The following is a 23,767-nucleotide window of genomic DNA, read 5'->3' as shown; positions in this document are numbered from 1 at the left end:
TAACCACTTTGCTTAATTCTAGACCATAGACAGCCATTGATTCAATCTGACTCCTGGAGCCTCTGTTCGCCTGCTGAATCCAGTTAAATGGCTATACTGTATATATCCTGAATGACAGAAAATAATCATCATGCTAATAAATGAATTCATTGAGCGTAATTATCAGTTAGGTTATTTGATTAATAAGCATTTGGAAAACCTGAAGAATCATCCAGATTTGGAGAATTTAGATACCATACTAGGCTATGTAGAGAATTTATTGAGTTCTGAAAATGGGCCAATTTATTTTGATGAAATTCTTAATTACCATTTAACGAGCACATTAGCATACATGATTATCACATTGCACGATGAAAAATTATTGAATGAAGCCTCCCTATTCCGGCTTACTCATTTTGCGCAGCCTAACAGTATGGGGCAGGGGCTGTCTCAATTACAATCGGCAGGGTTACTGAAGGCTAATTTTGAGCTGTTAAGACCATTTGATCAGGTTTTATTTTCAAGACCCATGTTAGGGATTTGGAATGCAATGCCACTCGGAGAGTTGAGACAGGATGATGTCAATTCATTTATTGCGATTTGCCGCAGCGATGGAACTATCGAAGAAAAACAAAATGCTATACGTAATTATGTCAATCAGAATCTGCTCTATCTGGATGAAGAAGAACTTGTTCAATTAGAAATTAATCGAGCTCAGAGCACCCATACGGCCAGCGTTCATGCAACAACGGACTTAACAGCCTGGTTATTAGATTTAAACCATAGACAAAATCCTGTTACTCTGAAAAGTATTCAGGAAATCACGAGTTTGCTCGAAGATCTCGCTGACGAAACGCTGGATGCTGAACAAAAACGTGCGGCGATTGATTGTTTGAAGCGTTTAAGTTCGCTGCCTGCAGAAATTGTTTTAGATTCTGAAAAAAAGGCGATCGCTTTGCGCCTGGCTAAAGAAACAGAACTAGGTAAGGAAGCGGCAATTTCACCACTGTTGCCCCTAATGGAACAAGAAGCTGAAAGGCTTCAGGTGATTAGTATCGAGCAATTTATACGCCTGATTTTTCATAACATCTCTCAGGATGATCAGCTTGATTATTGGGCTGCTTTTGTATCAGCACTTTATGAAATTCAGCGAGGTTATAATCTGGATGCGATGGGCTCTGATAATGTACCAGCGGAGGATAAGGAAATTTGTTTTGGCGGCACAGCCAATAAATTCTGTGAGCGATTACAAGGTTTATCCCCATTGATTAAGTTCATATACGTGGATAACGTATCGATTATTCTAAAAATAAAGCAGCTTTTGCTCAATGAAATTCTCAATACTGCCGATGAGTTGATTAATGAGCAAGCTAATGACGAGTTTGTTTTATTGATTGGTAATATGCAAGATGATGAAAAGTCAATTCATCGTTATCATCAAGCCTTTGGTTATTTAAAACCCCAGTTGGAACAATTGCTGGAACTTAGAGTCTATTCCATCATTTATGGACACGATGCCCTTGATAAATTGCTAAATGATTTTGAAATTGCAATTGATAATTTTCCCGATATTACCAATCCAAGGGAGGCCAAGGATTTTAGTCCTGAATCTTTGTTTAGATTTGCAAAATTTGTTGGCATAAAAAATGGGATGCTGAGAAGTGCAGCAAACTATCCCGGGTTTTATCCTGCTGATAAGCGCCCAGGAGAAGCAAAACAAAATGGGCAAGACAATGAGCTATCAAAAAGTGATGAGGGACCCAGAAAAAATCATTAACACCACAATATGCTGATAAAAGCACCTGCCGCCTATCCATTGTCTGAGTGGTCTAACCCTTTGTTGGGCCAAGGGACATAGCCGTTGTTATCCCCTCTCCACCGCGCGCAGTGGAGAGGGAATTAGATATTCTTAGCCTGATGGGGCTCGACCTACAATTTAAATGCCAAGAGGCCAATGGCTCTGCCAAGGATTTAACCCCCAGGGTTTGATAAAATAATCTCAGTTCCTTTCAATTTTATCTTCTTCATTAAAAATTCCTATCATCATAAGCATTCAGTTTATACAATTTTTGCTTATTCCGAAGTTCGGACACTGCCTCTGATTCTTTGCCATGGATATCGCAATTTGATTTAAATCGATTCAAGTGTTAAAGTATTGTCCTATTTATATCAATTTTTGCCTTTAAATTTTAGCGCTGAATACTTCCTTATGATTGATCAAGAAATATTAGACCGAATTGCTCGAAATGACCCAGCCCTGACCTCTATAAAAGAGAATGGTTTTATAATAAACGATGAGGATGCGCAAAATCTCGCTCAGGCACTTCATACTAATACCAGCCTGACTGACATGGATCTTGCTCTTAACAACATCGGTGTCGAAGGGGCGCGGAGCTTGGCCAGAGAGCTTGAAACCAATACAAGCGTGACCACTCTTAACCTTGGCGGTAATCAGCTATGTGACCAAGGGGCTCAAAGTTTCGCTGAGATGCTCGAAATTAATCAACGCCTGACTGACATTAGTCTTTTCTGTAATTTCATTTGTGCTCCGGGGGGCCGGCGGCTGGGTGATGCACTTACCATCAATAATACCCTAAAGTCCCTTGACCTTCGGGAGAATAATCTTGGTGTTGAAGGTACAGAGTTTCTGGCGGAAGGCCTCAAGAGGAATACTGGCCTGACCTCCATTAATCTTTATGATAATTCAATCCTGGATAAGGGGGCCTCGATAGTCGCCAAACTGCTTGAAACCAATACCCCACTAAGCTTCATTGGCCTTGGCAGTAATCAAATTGGTGCTGGTGGTATTCGAGACCTGGCTAAAGCATTCAAAATCAATACACGCCTGACCTCCATAAGCCTTTCTGGTAATAAGATTGGTGTTGAGGCTGCGCAGTATCTAGCGGAAGGATTGAAAAACAACACTGGCCTGATCAGTATCCAGCTTGGCGCTAATCAAATTGGAGCTGCCGGTGCAACACATCTTGCGGAAGCACTTGAGACCAATAATAGTCTGACCTCCATTGACCTTTTTAATAATTCAATCCGGGATGCCGGGATGCAAAGCCTTGCTAATGCCCTTAAAACCAATAAAGTGCTGACCTTCCTTGGGCTAAACCATAATCAAATTAGCTCAAATGGGGTACGAAGCCTTGTTGAAGCACTTAAGACTAATACCACTCTTAGCTCCGTCGATCTTTACCAAAATGAAATTGATGATGACGGTGCGCAAGGCTTCGCTGAACTACTTAAAACCAACACCAGTCTTACCTCACTAGAGTTTGGCCAAAATAGAATTGGTACTGCCGGTGCGCAAAGACTTGCAGAAGCACTCGAAACCAATACTAGTGTGATATATCTAAATCTTGTTGGTAATGGAATTCGGGGGCCTATACTTCAACGTATTAATACGGCCTTGGAAAGAAACAAAAAAATCAAAGCGCTCTTTGATGAGGGGCAACAGGCCCTGGCCGCCACAACAAAAGAAATTGAAGAATTTCTAAATGGCACAATGGATTACAAAGATAATCTTAATGGGCTGGCGGATTTAATCCGCAAGAATTTAAAGGAACTTGAAACACTTTATCCCGAAAGCAGGCAACTTCACAGCTTGCGCGCTCAATGGTTTGAATTCAGGCTTCAACACTTTTTTGATTACGATTTGGCTGCAACTGTCAGGGAGTTTAAGCAATTAACCCTCACCCAATCGTCGTTGCCGTATTATCAAACATTTTTAACCGACATGATCGGGGCATATAAATGCAGACTGGGAGCTCCCCCGCAAGATAATAATGCCCCGGAGACCTCTGATTTCAGTGATCAGGGATTGATTGAACTATGTCTGCTCGACCCATCACTAAAGCCACATACTCTGGCCGAAAGCCTCGCTCATTATTTCAAAATTGACCAGGATGATGTGTGGGTTTACAGCTTACCAGAGGTTTTAACAGCATTGGAAACCCTACCGCTTGAAGAAGGATGCGAACAGAATAATTTACGGCTCAAAGTATTGGGCATCTGCCGTTCTGCTGATTCTCAGTTAAACTTTAAAACTGCTAAAGAGATCAATGAACATCTGCTTCAGGAGATTGGCTTTATTTCAGATCTGAAAGATAGAAAGATGGCTTATTATAATGGACTTAATAAAATTGTTGATAACTTAAGCCCAGAACTAAGAAAAGAGTTGGCAATGCTGCTTTTAAATTCTCCCGATCACCTCTTAAAAAAAGAAAGGCATTTTTTCCGATCTCAGGATTATTCCAATCAGACATTCACTATGCATAAAATCGTCGCAAGCTTATTAACTAATGTGAATAAAACCGCCTCCAATGAGGTTCACATTGAGGAGCATACTCTATCACGGCATGTGACACAGTGTTTTTAAATGAATAATTAGTGTGGGCTCCTTCGCCCACAAAACAGGGGAATAGCTTTCACCTCTTAAGGCAAATCCTGCAATTTTCTCTCTTTCAAACTGTCCAATAAATCAGCGGTTCGTGAATTCCTACCGGCTATAACGGACTCTCTTTTTTCAAGCTTAGCTATTATATCATCACGAGCTAAACCGCTGTTTGTTTCTACGATAAGCTCAATTAGCGCATCAATCTTACTGAGTTTGCGCTCCTTATTTGGATAAGGCCATAGGCTGGTTCGTTCACTATGCAAGCGCTCGATGAGTAATTTGATTTGATTATATTCATCTACAGTTAGTGTGGAGTTTTCATTTTGCTCAGGGATCTGGAACTTAAAGGATTTTGACTGTTGATAAAAAAACGCCTGATTTTGGATATATTTTGCCGAAATAGGGTTCTCACTGATCGATTGATGAGACTTATCGCCGGTTTGCGTTGCACCAAGTTCAACACTGTCGTCATCCCGCCTATCACTTGATTCGCCAATTGGAACTATATCAGAGTGTTTAATATTAGCAGTCTCGGATGTCAGAATGAGTTCTTGATCTGCTGCTTCAATCATTGAGCAGGAGGCATCAGCCAATTGCTCTGAAGCACTATCTATCTCTGTCGTCTCATCTGTCTTAGTATCAGGCGAAGCCATCCTGAGTTCCTGCTCCAGCAGAATCAATGATTCAAAAGCATCAACCATTTGTTCAGGATCATAACGTTCCTCAATGTTCTCAAGCGTTCCTGCATTTAGAACGTTCAGGAGTTGAAGCTTTAAGCTATTGCTAAACTCGGGGATATTTGTATTATCGCTATTATTCAAGACACTAAAAGGCGGTTTAGTGTATTTGTCGCTCGGAGGAAGAGGCGAAATATGGCTATCGTCACGAAATAATTCAGCCGCAATCATGACTACACCATAACTATCAGATTTTTTAAAGTCTTTGGTCCAACTACGGAACGCTTCAGGGGGAATATATCCTGGTGTAGTGATGCTTGCTGGAGTGCTGTCAGGATTGCTCCTTTGAGCAGTATCGACGTCAATAATTGTTATTTTCAATGCATTGATATCAATGTTCCTGAGGCCATTTGCAATCATTTCACTGCTGATATTGACCATAATATTATCAGGCTTGATATCACCATGAAAGATTCCATAGGCATGAAATTGAGTGCCAAGTACTTCAAAAAGCCGTTTTGACAACTGCAGGATCTGCCCCGCGGTGAAATAATTATCTTTGCCAGTCTTATAGAGTAATGCGCGAAGACTCATCCCCTCAAACTCTTCCATAACTAAAAATTGCTTACGGTTGTCGCGAATAGGCAATAAAAATTCATCTACAAAACCTAAATGAGGCAGCTCTCGCAATAAATCTCGTTCATCGGTTATATAATCATCCGAATAGACATAGCTTGATTTACCTGCTTTGCCGGCTCGCTTTGCCCCTGTGATTTGACCCTCTTCAAAAATAAGTTCAAAAAGAGGCTTTACCTTTCCCTGGCCTCCGCTTCCCAATTTCTGATCGGTTGGAAAGTATTTTCTGTTTATAATGGGATGAGACAAGAGATACTGTTTGCCATTCAGTCTATGGACAGTCCAGTTATCAATGTTAGGAGTACTGGATGTACTGAGAAGCTGATTAACCAGAGAAATCGTTTCCGCATCCCCCTGTATAATTTTTCTGATATCGATTATGTGGACATCTTCTTCTACCAGAATTTCAACCGGAATGTTTTGTGCACTCTGACCAAGAAATCTCATTACGTCATTCACAGCATTGGACAAAATTATCTGATAGCTTTTCTCAGATGCCGGAATGACTCCTTGCTGAAGGTATTTCCTGGCTAATGCTTTTTTGGCTTTGGCATCAACTAACTCTATTTGCTCTTCGTATAGGTTATTTAGTCTAAAACTACATTTCATGACAAAAGTCCAATTATCAACAATATATACATTATATAGTCAGTATAGATTTATTTCTTTCAAACCAAGCGTAGGTCGGGCGCTTTCGCCCGACGTTTCCTTTTTCCTTCTTGCTCACTAAAATCAAAACTGTTATAAAGCTCTTTCATAACGGAATATATAAGCAATCCAACATGCGCTATCGACGAGTGATTATTCCCGGTGCCACTTATTTCTTTACTGTTAATCTGCAAAATCGAAGCAGTAGATTACTCATCGAACAGATTGATGTACTACGTATGGCCTTTCGCCGTTCCAAGCATTATTACCCATTTATAATTGATGCGATTGTCATCTTGCCTGACCATCTTCACACAATAATGACCCTTCCAGAAAATGATGGGAATTTTTCCTTACGGTGGAATCTGATAAAAGGCATCTTTTCAAGGCAGCTATCAATAAAAGAGCTCGTGTCTCCAATACAGAAGAACAGGCGCGAAAGGGGTATTTGGCAGAAACGGTTTTGGGAGCATCTTATTCGTGATGAATTAGACTTTGAGCATCATGTCAATTATATTCATTATAATCCGGTTAAGCATGGACATGTGTCTCAACCAATCGATTGGCCTTATTCAAGCATTCATCAATTTGTTAAAAATGGAATTATTCCTTCTCACTGGACAATTTCTAAACCATCTTATTCGCTGGATTTTGGTGAAAAATGAAATGTCGGGCGAAAGCGCCCGACCTACGGTATTTATTCTATTTTATGGCCATCCAGATGCCTTTCATCACGCTCTTTATTTTTTTCTCTAACTGTTTTCTTTATTGCTTCTTCCATACAATTAGCAAGCGTAGGTCGGGCGAAAGCGCCCGACCTACTATATTTATTCTATTTTATGGCCATCCAGATGCCGTTCATCACGCTCTTTATTTTTTTTCTCTTGCTGTTTTTCTTTATTGCTTCTTCCATATTTAATACGATTTTCAGAAGCCTTTTTCTCTTTTTCTGACTTGATTTTGGCTTTTCTTTTTTTATTTAGATTAATGACTATTGCCATAGAGGCCTCGAGAAGATGGGTACTTGTACTGTTAAGTATACATTTTATAGCGGTGATTACCCTACATTTAGCTAATTGATTTGTATGGTCTATAGTTATTTCAAGCAAGTTATTAAATATAGAATAAAAATGAATATCTTCATCACTGGTGGTTGTGGTTTTATCGGATCACATTTATGCGAATACTACTTAAATAAAGGTCATAAAGTGATTGCAGTTGACAATCTTTCATCGGGACGTCTGGAAAATATTGAAGCGCTCAGAAAAAACGCTTCCTTCAGTTTTGTAGAAGCGGATATTCTTGAATGGCCAGATTTGAAAGAAACTTTAAAATGGGCCGATGTAATTTTTCACTTTGCAGCCACTGTCGGCATGTTTAATGTAGTCAATGATCCCATTAGCACCCTCATTAAAAACCTGATGGGATGTCAGCGTGTTTTAAAGAACATGAGTGAAATTAAATCTGATGCGATTGTGGTAATTGCCTCTTCATCTTCGGTATATGGTGATAGTCAAACCTTTTCCAGCGAAAATGATAATCTGAATATTCATCGTTTATCTTGTTCGACTTCAACTTATCCGATTAGTAAATTGGCGGATGAAGCACTTGCTTATGCCTATATTCACCGTCATCAATTAAATATTATACTTGCACGAATCTTCAATACGATTGGGCCTCGGCAAACTGATTTATATGGAATGGTGGTGCCGAGATTTATAAAACAGGCATGTAGCAATGAACCTATTACCATTTTTGGCGATGGGACTCAGACTCGTTCTTTTTGCGACGTGCGAGATGTGATTAAAGCCATGGATATGCTAATCCATGAGCCAGAGGCGCTGGGACAAAGTATCAACATTGGAAATTCATCAGAGATTTCAATTAATGATCTGGCTCAACTCGTCAGGAGTCAGGCAAATAGCCATTCTTTAATTCAGTACCTATCTTATGAGGAAGCCTATGGGGAACATTTCATAGATATTACACAACGCTGTCCAGATTTATCAAAGCTATACCATTTAACGAATTTCAAGCATCAGTGGACTCTGGCTGATACTGTCGGTGATTTAATTGCAAGAAAGAAGCAGCTAACGTAGGTGTGGCGAAAGCGCCCGACCCAAGTATTCATATCAGTTATTCTGAACCCTTGTCTGCAATGAAGCGTCATCCATGATATCTTTGAAATGTTCAACATCAGAAAGCGCATTGCGTAACTCCTCGAACGATGTCAAATTGCTATTTTCAAAGGCCTGCAGAACACTCTTCGCATCCTCGTTCAAAGAGGATTCGTCATAGTTATCCAACCGCTTCCTGATGTCGACTAAGGCCTGTGCGATCGCTTTCTCATCATTATGATCCAGATTGCCGACGATGCTTTTGATGTCCTCAATAATTGATGGAGTAGCGCCATCCTGATTATCCATCATAGGATCATCGAGAATGGAAAACACTGCGTAAATATTTTCCTCTCGTTCATTGGGAGGAATTTTAGCGATATTTAACATCGATTTCATACTATATTTTGAAGCATTTTGTTTTTGATTCTGGGGCGTAATATCTGATTTAATCAACTCATTCATCTCTGCCAGGTCCTGCTTAAACCCTTCAAAAAATTCTAATTCTGTATTGGACAGGGTGTAGGCCGATCGAAACAGGTTCGGAATATACTCCAGAAGACTCGCTTCATGTCTTTCATTATGGGCCAGCTTAAATCCGAACAAGGCACCGCGAACCTTTGCTTTAAAATTGCCCCATGTCGAACCGGTGGTATAATCCCCCAAAGACTGCATATACAAAGCGAAAGATTTTTGTTTTTCTGCTGGTGAAGCCTCCTCATTTAAATAAACTTTTTCTAATAAATGGTTAAGCGGATCAATAATATTTTTGATGGCGACCGGAAACTCCACTGTTCCAGTATCCAAATGGATGATGGATTTTCGATACATCATAAAAAAGCTGGCATAAAGGTTACTTTCTGCAAAACTCTCTTCACAACCCAGTTTTTCAACAAGACGGGCGATATTGGGGTTAGTATCGGCTTTTTCTTTTAAACGTTCTACCAGATTATTCAGCTTTTTCATTTCCGGATTTTCAAAAAGAATATCGCGTAAAGCTTTCACCTCTACAGGCAGTTTTTTATCATCCGAGCGCACGCCAGTAGGCGCCTCAAGAAATCCGTTAGAACTTGCTTTACGAGAGATGGAGGCTATGAACCGCTCAAAGCCCAGTTTTTCCAGAGTTTCCTCTTTTAGACCTGCCTTTTTACAATATTCATATAATTCCTGAGCGGCCTTATGGATTTCACCAGGTTTCATTTCTATTTGCGGATTGCCAATTCTGAATTCAATACCCAGAAGTAACTTATGGATCTTCCGGGGATCAAGCATTCGAGAGTCGGATACTTCTTTCAACAGCGCGTCCTTTAACTCAAGATAATCTCTGGTCAGACTCCTGCGATAACCATCGACGCGAACCTGGGCCTTGCCATCAATACCTCCCCAGGCATAAGTTACTTTGGAACGTTCCGCCTGATGCTCATAATAGCTATCCGGCAGAGCAATCAGATTCGACAAGCCGTCATAGTGACGGGGAATGGTTTTTAATCCTTCGTGGGGTAAATTGGGAATATCAACTGACACATTTCTAAGCCTGCCTGCTACTTCGGAATAAATGCCAAGTTTCCCCAAATACGAATGTAGTCTGGCTGCAAAACTATTCTCTCCTTGAACCCCGCCGCGACCGCCATTGCATATTTCAACGTTGATCTTGAGCGTACCTTTATCAGGTCCAAACACTTCTTTATTAAGTGTTTTATCAAGATAGTCGCCAATTTCAGTATAAAAAGCGCCGGGGATATAAGGATTACTGGGCGCTCCATGTCCCCATATATAGAGATGATCATCGGGAGTCATGCTTTCAAGAATTTCTTTATCGGCATCCTCCGGCTCAGCACTTTCCCAGGTCATGTATTGGCCTTCATTGACATCGACTGGATAAATTATATGTACTTCAATGTCCTCATTACCCTTTTCTTCTTCCCTGTTTTGAATTCGCCGCATAAATGCCTGAACTTCTCGTTCTTCAGATTTATCAAAGCACAAAATCACTGCTTTCTTGCCCATTTGTTTTCCAAAGCTTGTTTCTATTTAAGAATTATAGCCGCTTATACCGGGCTTGCTGGGATATCATTAAAGAGAGCGAGACTCAATCTGCATATATCGCAGCATACTCTCAGCAGCCGAAACGCCCTGAGCAATGGCTCTGACCACTAAGTCAGCCCCTAACACCATATCGCCGCCGCAAAAGATTCGCGGATTGGACGTCTGGAAGGGAAAGTTTGCCTTTTCTGAGGTTTCAACCAGGCCTTTATCAGTTAAATCAACACTTAAATGCTCTAGCCATTCGGGTGGATTGGCATCAAAGCCATAAGCAATAATGACCGTATCGGCTGGCAAAATATATTCACTCCCTTCCTGATACTCAAGCCTGCCGCTGGCATTTTTCACGGTATTCACCAGCTTAATTGCTTCCACTTTTTTATCACCAATCAGCTCAACAGCCTGCTTATGGCAGACAAAATGCACCCCTTCCTCTATTGCATTTTTAATTTCTTTCCTTGCGCCGGGCATATCCAGCATCCCCTGGCGATAGACACAATCCACTGAAAAAGCCTCCAGTCGCAAAGCACTGCGATTACAATCCATTGCAGTATCTCCTCCTCCGAGAATTACCAGTTTTTTATTGCGAAAATCAAATGGTTCATAACCAGGAAGCCCCAGAAAACTGTAGATATTATGAACCAGAAAGTCCAAAGCCTGATAGACATTCTCTAAGGCTTCTCCCGGAATTCCTGCTTTTTTCCCTTTATCAGCGCCTAATCCTAAAAACAAAGCATCATACTCAAGTAATAATTGCTGTGGATTTAAATCACGTCCTACTTCTGTATTCAAATGAAAACGCACGCCCATCTCTTCTAAAATCTGGCGGCGCTGTCTTATAATTTTTTTCTCCAGTTTAAATTCGGGAATACCAAAGGTCAGCAAACCGCCAATTTCAGGATATTTATCAAAAACCGAAACCTCTGTTCCATTTTTTGCCAAAACAGATGCACAAGCCAGCCCAGCTGGCCCTGCTCCGATAACAGCAACCCGTCTGCCATTGGGTTTAACTGCGCTCATATCCGGACGCCATCCATTTTCAAGCGCCTTGTCGGCGATAAACTGCTCTATTGCGCCAATAGTGACCGCCCCTAAACCATCATTTAGAGTACAGGCCCCTTCGCAAAGACGCTCCTGCGGACAAATGCGGCCGCAAACCTCAGGAAAAGGATTGGTTTGATGCGCCAGATTCGCCGCTTCTTCCAGCTTTCCTTCCGCCACAAGGCGCAGCCATCCTGGAATATGGTTATGAACAGGACATTGCCAGGCGCAATAAGGGTTCCCGCAATCCAGGCAACGTCCGGCCTGATTTTGTGCCTGATCAAGGCTGTAAGACAGATAAACGGATGCCGAATGACGAATTCGTTCTTCAGGACTTAGCTTGTCAGGCTCCTGTCTCTTATCCGTTACAAACTTGAATTCTACAGGTTTACTTTCTTTCATAGGCCACGCAAGTTATTCCAACCTATCGCTTTCGGTTTTACCAGCCAAAACAGAGGTAGATACTCACTGAAGGAGTCCTTAATCTGTTGCCCCCAACGACTGCCCGTCTCGTTAATATGATGGTCCAGTAGTTGTTCAAGATAATCAGTATATTCCTTGGTATCGAGCTCAGCTAATCGATATCCTTCGACAAACTCTTCATTACACTGCTGGATAAAGCGATCTGCCAAATCCAGAACAAAGGCAAAACCTCCAGTCATCCCGGCGCCAAAATTAATGCCTGTATCGCCCAGCACCAGTACAACGCCTGCCGTCATGTATTCACAGCAATGAGCGCCGGCTCCCTCAATGACGGCTACAGCGCCTGAATTACGCACTGCAAAACGCTCACCCACCTGACCCGCTATATAACAAATCCCGCCAGTCGCACCATAAAGGCAGGTATTTCCAGCGATGCTTGTCTTATTTGAGTCATACTGCGCCTCATTTGGCAGCCTGATGACAATTTTTCCACCGCTAATGCCTTTTCCCACATAATCATTTGCATCTCCGGTCAGGTAAAGTGACATCCCCTGACAAGTCCAGGCGCCAAAACTCTGCCCTGCCGTCCCGTTAAAGAATAATTGAACTGAATTTTCTTTTAATGCCTTGAATCCATACTGTCTGGCAATGGTTCCCGCAAGCCTGGCACCGATTGAGCGATTGCCATTATGAATAGGAAAATGAAGATTAATATCCTGATGCGCTGCCAGCAAAGGTTCTACAGCTTCCTGTATGGCCTGAGCCAGACTTGCTTTATCTCTTGGCTTATTACTTTTAGGAAGCTCTCGCCACTCATAGGAGGCATCGACTTTGCTGCAATCGAGCATGAAAGAGAGATCAATTCGGTTAATCAGTGGATCATCTGTGGTTATTTTTTGTAATAAATCCCTGCGGCCAATAATTTCCTGCAAACTCGAAAAACCGAGGCTGGCGAGGATTTGCCTGACTTCCTCAGCAAGCCAGGTGAAATAATGAATTACCCGCTGTGGGCTTCCCTGATAATGATTTTCTCTTAAAAAATCATCCTGGGTAGCAATTCCCGTTGCGCAATTGTTAAGATGACAAATCCTTAAATACTTACATCCAAGCGCCACCATTGGAGCAGTACCAAAACCAAAGCTCTCTGCACCCAAAAGGGCTGCTTTCACCACATCCATTCCTGTTTTCATGCCGCCGTCAACTTGCAGAATGACACGATGCCGCAACTTGTTTTCCAGTAAGAGCTGATGGGTTTCATGCAAACCGAGTTCCCAGGGCGAGCCGGTATATTTAATCGAGGAGGTGGGGCTTGCGCCAGTACCGCCATCGTAACCTGAAATAGTAATGACATCCGCATAAGCCTTGACTACTCCAGCAGCGATAGTTCCAATTCCAGGGCCTGAAACCAGTTTTACTGAAATCAGGGCCTGCGAGTTAATCTGCTTCAGGTCAAAAATTAATTGCGCCAGATCTTCAATCGAATAAATATCATGATGCGGCGGTGGTGATATCAGAGTAACGCCTTCACCGCAGTAACGTAACTGGGCAATCAGGGCATTCACTTTACTGCCTGGCAGCTGCCCTCCTTCCCCGGGTTTCGCTCCCTGAGCGATCTTGATTTGTATGACTTCGGCATTCATAAGGTAGTCGGCAGTGACCCCAAACCGGCCGGAAGCAATTTGCTTAATCTTGGAGCGCTTGATGGTGTTGTGACGATAGGCCGCTTCTCCTCCCTCTCCTGAATTGGAGCGCCCTCCCAAGGTATTCATAGCCACAGCAAGCGCTTCATGAGCCTCTGGCGACAAGGCGCCTAAGGACATGGCAGCCGTTTCAAAACGCGGGAAAATGTTGTCTGCTTTTTCAATGTTTTCCAGAGGCAAACTGTTTTTAGCATATTGAATATTCAGCACATCCCGGATAGTCGTCAATGGTCTTTGTTGAATGAGCTGAGAAAAACGTTGATAGAGCGAATACTCTCCCTGTTTTGCCGCATTGAGCAAACTCATGACCACATCGGGATTGAATTCATGATACTCATTATCCGGCAAGTATTTCAGTAAGCCGCCATGACGCGGATAGCTATAGGGATTATGAGCGTCATCGAAATAAGCTCGGGCCAGGCTATCGAGATCGCCGAAATCCAGAACTTCCAGTTTGGAAGCGCTCTGACTGAAACAGCGATTGAGAACTGACTTGCTTAAACCAATAATTTCAAAAAGCTGGGTTCCGCGATAACTGTTCAGTGTTGAAATACCCATTTTGGCACTGATCTTTAACAAACCGCCTTCAATGGCTTTCACATAATTACTTAAACCCTTTTCGATATTGAAGTCAGCAATTAGAGAATAAGCCAGATAAGGATAAATAGCGGCTGCACCATAAGCCAGCAAGGCAGCAAAATGATGCGGATCGCGCACCCATCCAGAGGCAACCAGCAAGTCACAGTCATAGCGCTTTCCCGCCTCAATCAGGCTCTCATGAATAGCACCCACTGCCAGCAAAGGATGTAATGGAATAGCCTGTACATCGATGTCCGAATCAGACAACAGCAATAATACCGCCCCCTGACTAACTGCCTCCAAGGCCTGTTTGCCAAGCCTTTCAATGGCCTCAAACAAACTTTCCTGAGTTGAATAGGATAATGACAGTTTTACAAAAGGATAGCCCTGAGTAGTCAGAGTCTGTAAATGCTCCCACTCTCCGCTGGAAAGAACCGGGGAGCTTAATATAATCCGCTTGGCATGCAGCGGGCTTGCTTCAAACAGGTTTGCCTGGCGCCCCAGGGTGATTTCCGTCGACATAATAACGGACTCACGTAATGAATCCATCGCCGGATTAGTTACTTGCGCAAATTGCTGCCTGAAATAATCAAACAACGAGCGGTTTCGAGTGGATAGTAATGCGATTGGTGTATCATCCCCCATCGATGCAGTGGCTTCCTTGGCCGTTTGCGCCATTGCCTTGAGGACATCATTCACTTCTTCATTGCTGATATCATAGAGCTTGCGATAAAAAGCGGCCTGCCGGTCAGTTAGCCGATTAGCCTCCAGGACATAATGTAATTCAGCCGGAGGATGATGAATATGTTGTTGCAGCCAGTCTGAATAGGGGTATTTTGAACTCAGCCTGGAATCAATTACGGCAGTGCTCGTAACCTGATGCGTCTTCACATCAACGGCCAGAAGCTCGCCGGGACCAATTCTGCCCTTGCAAAGAATATTCTCTTCGTCCAGATCAATAACACCGGTTTCGGAACAGACAAGCAGTAAGCCATCCCTGCTCTGTAAATAACGTGCCGGGCGAAAACCGTTTCTATCCAGAGCACAGCACACTAATCGCCCATCGGTAAACACCACACTGGCAGGCCCGTCCCAGGGCTCCATTTGCAAGGAGCAATATTCAAAGAAAGCCTGTTGCTCTGAATCGCAGTTCCTGTTTTTTTTGAAAGCAGGTTGAATCAGCAGACGAATTGCCTGGAAAGGCTCCATACCTCCACGAACTAAAAACTCAAGCATATTATCAAGGCTTGCTGAATCAGAAGCGATGGGATCGATAATCGGCCTTATTTCATCCAGACAATCCTGGTCTTTATTGGTCAACAGCGGCGCTCGAGCCAAAACCGCATGCCGATTACCCTGAATGGTATTAATCTCGCCATTGTGAGCCAGAAATCGAAACGGTTGTGTCAGACGCCATGCGGGCAAGGTATTGGTTGAAAACCGTTGATGAAAAATGCTGAAAGCGGATTTAACTGCTTTATCGCTTAAATCTTTATAAAATACGGGTAAGTACTTGGGCAAAACCAGGGCTTTATAAATCACTACCTGGGTTGAAAGAGAACAAATATAAAAATAAGGATCGCCGCTTAAACTTACAGTGGCACGATGACGAGCGAGCATGAGTCTGGCTTCAGTCAGTTCAAGGGTCTGCTTATCATCAACATTAACTATAACCTGGGCAAAATGGGGCATGTTATTGCGTGCATGCTCTCCACAAAGGGCACTATCGACGCTGAGATCCCTCCAACCTGCAACAGAGAAGCCAAGAGCAGTTAATTCATTATTTAATTGCTCTTTCTGAGCCTCTGCATTATCAGAGTTTAGAAAACACATGCCAACCGCAAATCGAGCGCTTAAAATCCAGCCCTGCTGTTCTGCATATTTTCTGAAGAAATGCCTGGGTAACTGTATAAGCAATCCGCAACCATCGGCAGACAAGCCATCCTCGCCCGCGACTCCTCTATGGGTCAGACGTTGTAAAGCCGTTAGCGACAGTTCAACAATGCGATGAGAGACTTTACCATTGATGCTGGCAATAAAACCACAGCCGCAATTATCCTTCTCTATAATAGCCACGCCCCTGCCCTCTTCAATTCTAATAATAGAGCTTCTTAATTAAGATATAGACCCAATTTAAACTGCCAGGCAGGCTAGAGAATAAAATCCTCTAAAATTATCGATGGCGGGCCAAAATAACTCACTTTGCCTGGCGATCTCCAATACTGTTTGAGCGAGACTCTCAAGAAAAAATAACAGGAATTAAGCCACTGTTAAATACGTGCTTGCCTCTATACAACTCAATCCACCACAGATATCAGGCGATGGAACGTACAATGCCGCCATCAACATGCACAGAAGAACCATTGGTCGCCGAGGCCAGAGGACTGCATAAAAAAGCAACCATGACCGCTACCTCGTGAGTACTGGCGAAGCGTTTAAGAAGAGAAGATGGTCTCATTGTGCTGAAAAATTCCTGTTCAATTTCCTGCACGGTTCGAGATTGTTCCTTGCTTATTGTATTTAAAAAATCATTAACCCCATCGCTTTGAGTAGGACCTGGAAGCACACTGTTGACAGTAACTCTGGTTCCGGCGGTCAATTCAGCCATGCCACGCGCAATGGCTAACTGAGCCGTTTTGGTCATACCATAATGAATCATTTCAGGGGGGATCTGTAAGCCAGACTCACTGGATATAAAAATAATGCGGCCATCATTTTTCTTAAGCATGACAGGTAGATAATGTCGGCTTAAACGTACCCCACTCATAACATTGACATCGAATATATGCAGCCAATCCTCATCCGAGATGTCCACAAACGATTTGATTTCGTAAATGCCGACATTGTTAATCAGTATGTCAACAGAAGGCAGTTCCTTAATCAGCTTTTCTACCCCTGCTTTAGTACTCAAATCAGCAGGTGCCGCCCGCAGTTTGGCATTGGGATGTAAGGAATGAATATGCGCAATGGCCTGCTGCACCCGCTCTTCGGAGCGGCCATTGATAATAACTGTGGCGCCCTCCTGGGCAAGCACTTCAGCTATGGCGAGTCCAATACCGGCGGTCGAACCGGTTACCAGAGCAATTTTTTCTTCCAACTGAAAATCCATTTTGATCATCCTTAATTGTTCAGTTTCTTGATCTTACAGCAAGCCTTAAAGATTTCCAGCCCTGAAATCTGCTCAATAGGGATTTAAATTCTTGCAGGTCAAATGGTTCACATGGCAGGTGGAAGGGACTGCGCTGTGCGAGTAACATCTGGTTTTCGCACCATTAATCGCATTATCAGCCACGCGGTAAATACCGCTTTTCCAGACATGCGCCAGGCTATCCATCGCTGTGCACTGCCACAAGGGACGCACAGATACTCCATTAACCATTGCATCACAGTCTTCCCGTGAAATGGTGCAGGTCTTGGGCTGCTTGCTCTGACTTTTACAAAGGAGTTTGGCATTGCGCAAGGCGGTCCACTCGTTTGAAGAAAGGGCGATGAAACGCTGGTCGGTATAATCATGCGCATGACAATGCCAGATTTCTTTATAAGAAATAAAAACAGCCGCATGAACCTGATAAACAAATCCGCTGAAAAAAAGGCCTAAAAGCCATCCTGACTTCCTCATGGTTTTCTCCCTGATTCAATCAAATAAGAAGGGAAACACCCCTTTATTATTTAAGTGTAAACCAGTTGTGGAAGTCCGCTTAAATGGCTCTGTCGTTTTACGAGACTCTGTCATTTCCGCGCAGGCGGAAATCAATCTATGATCTGGTACATCATGCCTGATGGAAATAGATTACTGCCTGCTGGGAATGACACAGAATGAATATAAACTACAGTAATTTGCTAGACAGCAAAAAATCAGACTAATGGTGTATATTGGCCTTTTCACTTTCACCTTCACTTTCATCCTCATGCTCCTGTTCCTCGTCGGATAAAGAACGCGGCTTAGGCTCAATTCCTACCAATTTCTCAACCGGCTTTTGTTCCAACCCTATCAGGCTCTGCATTTGCTTTTTGAATTTTGAGGAAACTTCATGGTCCAAATCCTGATGAAACAGATTCAACTCATGTTTTGACTGCGGGCTTGTTTGATGCCAGTCAGCATGAGCAACGTTATGAGTAACAGTAGAGGATGAACTTGACGATGAGCTTGAAAATGAAAAGATATCTCCGGCAAGATTATTGTTATTATTGTTGTTATTACTGATATATTGCTGCGTTTCAGAAATCTCCTCTTCAAACTCATCAGGATTAGATTCCCTGGAATGACTTAAACTGTCAGAGGACTGGTTCAAATGCTGGGTCAAATCATCAGAGACGCGAATACTGGGGGAGAAATAATTCGTTGCTTCATCGGGCATGTAGGTGCTTTTGGGGTGGTATTTACTGTCAGTCTGTTTTTTATAAGTAAAAATTGCTGTCTCATCCAGCATCTTGCAAAATTGCGGCATATGTTCAGCAGGAACTCTGATGCCTTCGGCACTTAATTTATAAGCCTCGGCGAACGACGTATCCTGTAATCGGGATACGTATCTGGTGAATGCCTGATAGGCCTCGTTCCTGCGATTTTCAGGTTCACAGTGAAATAAAAATTCCCCGTCTTTTTGACCTAGTTTCCACTTGAGTGCAGGTTGTTTTGTGGGCATTATCCGTAAATGCGCTAAAACGACCTTGCCATCACCGGATAAAATGGAGGTAGGATTACTAAGCTTGTTCAGATTATCCAGTACATCCACTTGTTCAGGAGTCATTAACATCTTTTGCTTGAAAATCTGAAACATCTTTCTATGAGCAGTGCTCGCCCGATCAGAAGCGTGTTCGACTTCGTGAACATATTGATCAAATAATACATTTTGATTGGATCTTGCGGAAAGTTCAGTTTTCACTTTGTCAGTAACTTTGTCAATCGTTTGGATGCGGGTGATGCGCAGCGCGAAATCCGGATTTTTTGCAGAATAAGCGAGAATCATTTCTTCAATTTTACGTTGTTCCTGCAAAGAAAACACTTTGCCGGCAGCATCCGGGTCCATGCGATAAAGATAAAACATTCCCATCATTTTTTCGCTCATGGGAGCATCATAAAAAGCTGAAATATTTTTAAATTTTTTATTGGCATCCGCAGGTTGAATAAAGGTAAAATCATCTTTCAAACTATCCAGTATTGGATTATCTTCCCGGTAAGCATGGCCAAAATCAAAGCCAAAAAAATACTCTCCAACCCGTCCTTTATTTTGCCCCTGTGAACCTAAGACATCACGATCACCCTGAGCAAGAACCAGCGGTAAGGATTCACCCAAATCTTTAACGCTATCATCTGCAAGAAAACGGCCATTAACTGTTTTGGGTTCTTTATTTTCAAATTGAACCAGATGCCCCTGGTATAAATCTTTCTTCACACTGCCGCGAAGCTTCCCTTCAAATACCCTAAGTTCAGGTTCCCACTTACAGGCGGTCATTATTTTTGCTTTGCCGCTGGAATATTCGCCAAAAGCAAGCTCCTGCTCCTGAACGTGCATGCCATAGGCTTTAGCCACTGAATTGGCAAAATACTCCAATACGGCATTGGTGTTTTCCACTTGAGGATCTGAAAGTCTGACTTTTTGGTATATTGCTGTGGCCGGCGCCTTCACTAAATCTGGCAAGGACTTGATCGCATTGGTTTTTTCCAGGCGATCTTTTGGCGGCGACACTTTACCACTGGGCGTATCATTGTAATCCTGTTTGATTAACCATAAATCAAGCTTTTGCTGACTGGGATTGTTTACATTTCCAGTTTTACCTTCTTTTTCAATTAGCTGGCTAAAACTCAGAAGCTCTCCGTAGTGAACGTTAGCCGGTTCCGCAACCATATTACTAATAGTCTCTCTTAGCTGATTCATTGGCATGCTGTTATCAAAAACAGCAGGTATTGCCTCACTGATTCTTTGTCGAAAAGCTGGATTGATTTTTACACCCAGAAATCCCGGCTCAACACCACCCGGTTTATCCCCAACATAAAAAAATTCGCCGAGCACAGTGCCTACGCGATAATGCCGATTTTCTCCGCGAGGAGGAATGATTGTTGGATCAATTTTTTCGTAACTCATAATCAACTTATCCTTAAGAAGTAGTAGCCGTCCAATTGATTATTTTTTGATTATTTATAGTAAATATTATACAATGCTTGGACTGATTTTGTTTTAATTTTTTTATTTAAGCTATTTAATCACTAGATAATATCGATTTCATCTGGTTTGATAAAGTTAAAATTAAAAGCCTGAGCCAGATTCAGGAGATCCTTCACTGCGCTCAGGATGACGTACCTGGGAAGTTCCGTAAAAAATCCTGATTTGGGAGGCGCATGATGGCAAAAGAAGTAAGGATAAAAAAAAGTAGAGATAATAGAAATATACTATCCAGAACGATTGGGAAGATGATCCAGAAAGCAGATGATTACTCCTCTGCTGTAACCAACACTATCGCTTTGGCATTCAAATACAACGCAGGAAAAGATCTCAATGCCTTTCAGCATTTTCTCGAAGACAGGTACAGGGCGCTACCTAAAGATCAAACCAAAATTCTTGATGTTCCAGTGATTTCTCCCAGTATTTTTCCACCCAGACTCGTGCAGCGAGTAGTTGCGATTGGCAATCCCCATGTTCTTTTGGAAATTGAGAAACTTCCCTGCGCTCAATCTTTTAAAAAATGGTATGAAGATAATCCTGAGAGACCAGCAATTAAACGAGGTCGAGCATTTTCCTCTATTCTTGAGGCGATTGGTATGGGAATTCTGACTGAAGATCAGAAAATTCATGATGATTTCCTCGATCAAATGCACAGTTTGCAATTCAGTGGGGTTAAAGATCCCAAACACCCCAATCATCAATTTCAAACGAATTTTCTCAAGGTGATAAAAAAAGAAACCGGAGATTTAATTGAAACAATCAAGGCACGCTCTGTCAATAATGAACCGATTGAATTAGATTTTCTGGTTTTTTCCCTGAAGATTTTTCTCAAATCCTTTTATCCTAAATCAGACTGGAGCAATGAAGACTGGATTGATCAACTGGCCCGGCAAATTGAACATGTGTCTCATGAGGCATTTAAAAATATTATGAATCCCTACGGGAATATTCAGGCACTGCGTGAGCTTGCTGCGAAGCATCTGGATCCCTTTATTGATAAAATTCTTGAAGATGAAGAACCCGCTTATCTTAGCGCCGACTATGTAAAAAGAACCAGCCGGGATATCAAAAAGCAAATCATTATTGCCCTGCTCTTTGCCGGTGGAGATAACATCAGACGCCTTATCGAGCATGGTCTTGTTAAATTTGGGCAGGATGAAATTTATCAGAAATATTTTGCTAAAGGTGTAACGCTTTCCGATTTACAGACTTATGTGAAAGAGTTAGAACGCCTGTTGACTATTATTTACGCTCAGCCAGGTGAAGCCGAAGAAGATTTCGTTATTGAATTTGAGGGGGAAGAGTTCGCCGTTAAGCAGGGCGATCAATTGCATTATACAACCTGGATTGCGACCACTGATGAAAAAGAGTGGGGAGAGCATGCGCGAGAGTTTAACCCGGAAGCGAATAAAGACAAGCACAAAGAATTGCCTGCCGATCTGACATTTGGCGCTAATCGACGCCGCTGCCGTGGAAAAATTGTCACTCATGAGATTATCTATGAGCTTTTCATGCGTATCTTAAATCAATTTGAAATTGAGAGCTTTGTCGACGGCCAAAAAGGGGTTCATCCGATGAAGAAAGACTTTAACAATGAAGTGGATGGGCCAGTTACCGTAAGATACACGCCAAAAGCCGCTCAGACACTCGAGGTTGAAAAAGAAAGCGTCAATCCAGAAGAACAGCCTAGACCCGCAAAGGCCAGCAAAGTGAAAGACTGTTACAAAGGTCTTGCTGCAAATGGATTTATAAGCCAGCTAAATAAAACCGGGCTTCCGGAAGTTGTCGAAGCAATGGAGATCGCTTTTGACCCCGAAACTAAAGTTTTTCCAGCCTAGGCGTAAACGTGTCGCGGCCCCGCCGCTTCATCACTGCCATTAAGTTAAGGAAATTCTGCAATTGCATGTAGGTTGTGCCCTTGGCACAACCTTGAGTTCTGGAGTGGTTCAACCCCTATGCGTGGGCCAAGGGCACAACCTACAAGGATTCCTTAACTTGATGGCAGTGCGCCGCTTCATGAGCGGCAGATTTGTTCTTCCTATATATTGAGATCTATGTCCTAGATAACTTTCAAACCATTCATATACGGCTGTAAAGCATCTGGAATATGAATATTTCCTTCCTGATCCTGATAATTCTCCATAATAGCCACCAAAGTACGGCCGACCGCGAGACCTGAACCATTTAAAGTATGAACCAATTGCGTTTCCTGCGTTTCAGGATGGCGGTAACGAGCCTTCATTCGTCTGGCTTGAAATGCTTCCATGTTGGAACAGGAGGAAATTTCACGATAAGTATTCTGACTAGGCAGCCAAACTTCAAGATCATAGGTTTTAGCGGATCCAGCGCCCAAATCACCTGTACATAAGCTGACAACGCGATAGGCCAGGCCAAGACGCTGCAAAATCACTTCCGCATGACTGGTGAGTTTTTCGAGCGTTTCATAGGAGTCTTCAGGCCTGGTTATCCACACCAGTTCTACTTTTTCAAATTGATGCTGTCTTATCATTCCTTTCGTATCTTTTCCGTATGAACCCGCTTCGCTGCGGAAACAAGGGGAATGACAGGCATGCTGTATCGGCAGCTCCTGATGAGGAATAATACAATCTCGCACGGTGTTAGTGACCGGAATTTCTGCAGTTGAAGTGAGATAATAATTCTGATCCCCAGCCAACTTAAACAGGTCATTTTCAAATTTGGGTAATTGTCCTGTTCCCAGTAAGCTGTCCGCATTGACAATATAGGGTACATAAATTTCATTATAGCCATGCTCCTGAGTGTGAATATCCAGCATAAACTGTATCAATGCCCGATGCATACGAGCAAGTTTCTGCTTCATCACCACAAAGCGGCTGCCGGTTATTTTTACAGCCAGGGAAAAATCAAGCAAGCCTTTCGCCTCGCCCAGCTCATCATGGGATTTGACAGGAAAATCGAAACGGGGAACTTCACCCCAACGTCGTACTTCCTTATTCTCTGTTTCATCTTTCCCTGCGGGCACTGTTTCATGGGGAATATTGGGAAGGGAAAGTAACAAAGCATCCAGTTGTCTGAGGACGGCTTCCAGGTCCTGCTTGTTGATTTCCAGCTGCTTTCCAAGTTCGTTCACCGCATCACGCATCGGTTCAATATCTTCTCCGCGTGATTTGGCAAGCCCGATCATTTTGGAACGCTGATTACGCTCGTTCTGTAAAGCCTGCGTGGCTACCTGCAAGGATTTTCGTTGCTCCTCCAGCTGCAGGAATTGTTCTGTATCAAATCGAAAACCGCGTGTTGCCAATTTCTCGGCAATCAAATGGGGATTTTCGCGCAACAACTGGATATCCAACATGAATTCACCTCAATTATCATCTACTAACGC

The 23,767-nt window shown here is 42.7% G+C and carries 14 protein-coding genes; 5 read left to right on the top strand and 9 right to left on the bottom strand.

Features of this window, described 5'->3' with window-relative positions; all coding sequences use genetic code 11:
- The first annotated feature begins 130 nt into the window (after window positions 1-130).
- Complete coding sequence (locus LXA66_RS12195; RefSeq protein WP_233013368.1) at window positions 131-1,756, top strand: hypothetical protein; 1,626 nt, start codon at window positions 131-133, stop codon at window positions 1,754-1,756.
- Between the two features lie 432 nt (window positions 1,757-2,188).
- Window positions 2,189-4,363 carry a hypothetical protein gene (locus tag LXA66_RS12190; RefSeq protein ID WP_233013367.1) on the top strand — a complete coding sequence of 725 codons (2,175 nt, stop codon included), beginning with the start codon at window positions 2,189-2,191 and terminating at the stop codon, window positions 4,361-4,363.
- Window positions 4,364-4,419: 56 nt separating this feature from the next.
- On the opposite strand, the gene LXA66_RS12185 is transcribed toward LXA66_RS12190, so the two are convergent.
- Window positions 4,420-6,303, bottom strand: a complete 1,884-nt coding sequence (locus tag LXA66_RS12185; RefSeq protein ID WP_233013366.1) for a hypothetical protein — start codon at window positions 6,301-6,303, stop codon at window positions 4,420-4,422.
- A 173-nt stretch (window positions 6,304-6,476) separates the two neighbouring features.
- Between LXA66_RS12185 and LXA66_RS12180 the strand changes: the two genes are divergently transcribed.
- Window positions 6,477-7,007, top strand: coding sequence for a transposase (locus LXA66_RS12180; RefSeq protein WP_233013365.1), 531 nt, complete (start codon window positions 6,477-6,479; stop codon window positions 7,005-7,007).
- A gap of 162 nt (window positions 7,008-7,169) precedes the next feature.
- Here the strand turns inward: LXA66_RS12180 and LXA66_RS12175 are convergent, their stop codons facing one another.
- Window positions 7,170-7,343 (bottom strand): DUF4169 family protein, encoded by a 174-nt coding sequence (locus tag LXA66_RS12175; RefSeq protein WP_233013364.1) that lies wholly within the window; start codon window positions 7,341-7,343, stop codon window positions 7,170-7,172.
- A 129-nt stretch (window positions 7,344-7,472) separates the two neighbouring features.
- Between LXA66_RS12175 and LXA66_RS12170 the strand changes: the two genes are divergently transcribed.
- The gene (locus tag LXA66_RS12170; protein ID WP_233013363.1) at window positions 7,473-8,441 is read left to right on the top strand and encodes an SDR family NAD(P)-dependent oxidoreductase; all 969 of its coding nucleotides are present in this window, start codon (window positions 7,473-7,475) and stop codon (window positions 8,439-8,441) included.
- Between the two features lie 33 nt (window positions 8,442-8,474).
- On the opposite strand, the gene LXA66_RS12165 is transcribed toward LXA66_RS12170, so the two are convergent.
- The 6 genes from LXA66_RS12165 to LXA66_RS12140 all read right to left on the bottom strand — a co-directional run bounded on the left by LXA66_RS12165 (window position 8,475) and on the right by LXA66_RS12140 (window position 20,328).
- Window positions 8,475-10,466, bottom strand: coding sequence for a hypothetical protein (locus LXA66_RS12165; protein ID WP_233013362.1), 1,992 nt, complete (start codon window positions 10,464-10,466; stop codon window positions 8,475-8,477).
- A gap of 66 nt (window positions 10,467-10,532) precedes the next feature.
- A complete protein-coding gene (locus LXA66_RS12160; protein WP_233013361.1) occupies window positions 10,533-11,945 on the bottom strand; it encodes an FAD-dependent oxidoreductase in 1,413 nt (470 codons plus the stop codon).
- On the bottom strand, window positions 11,942-16,321 hold the full coding sequence (gltB, locus tag LXA66_RS12155; protein WP_233013360.1) for a glutamate synthase large subunit: 4,380 nt from the start codon (window positions 16,319-16,321) through the stop codon (window positions 11,942-11,944). Before gltB ends, LXA66_RS12160 begins: the two co-directional genes overlap by 4 nt.
- A gap of 238 nt (window positions 16,322-16,559) precedes the next feature.
- The gene (locus tag LXA66_RS12150; protein WP_233013359.1) at window positions 16,560-17,354 is read right to left on the bottom strand and encodes an SDR family NAD(P)-dependent oxidoreductase; all 795 of its coding nucleotides are present in this window, start codon (window positions 17,352-17,354) and stop codon (window positions 16,560-16,562) included.
- Between the two features lie 72 nt (window positions 17,355-17,426).
- Complete coding sequence (locus LXA66_RS12145) at window positions 17,427-17,864, bottom strand: hypothetical protein (protein WP_233013358.1); 438 nt, start codon at window positions 17,862-17,864, stop codon at window positions 17,427-17,429.
- A 241-nt stretch (window positions 17,865-18,105) separates the two neighbouring features.
- Complete coding sequence (locus LXA66_RS12140) at window positions 18,106-20,328, bottom strand: hypothetical protein (RefSeq protein WP_233013357.1); 2,223 nt, start codon at window positions 20,326-20,328, stop codon at window positions 18,106-18,108.
- A gap of 254 nt (window positions 20,329-20,582) precedes the next feature.
- On the opposite strand from LXA66_RS12140, the gene LXA66_RS12135 reads away from it, so the two are divergent.
- Window positions 20,583-22,244, top strand: coding sequence for a cytochrome P450 (locus tag LXA66_RS12135; protein ID WP_233013356.1), 1,662 nt, complete (start codon window positions 20,583-20,585; stop codon window positions 22,242-22,244).
- Between the two features lie 221 nt (window positions 22,245-22,465).
- Here LXA66_RS12135 and serS read toward each other — a convergent pair whose 3' ends face one another.
- On the bottom strand, window positions 22,466-23,737 hold the full coding sequence (gene serS, locus LXA66_RS12130) for a serine--tRNA ligase (RefSeq protein WP_233013355.1): 1,272 nt from the start codon (window positions 23,735-23,737) through the stop codon (window positions 22,466-22,468).
- Window positions 23,738-23,767: the final 30 nt, after the last annotated feature.

The sequence above is a fragment of the Legionella sp. 16cNR16C genome (assembly GCF_021297775.1).
GTDB classification, from domain to species: Bacteria; Pseudomonadota; Gammaproteobacteria; order Legionellales; family Legionellaceae; genus Legionella_C; species Legionella_C quinlivanii_A.
The sequence above is the reverse complement of the archived record's forward strand: the minus strand, read 5'-3'. Positions and strand labels throughout refer to the sequence as shown.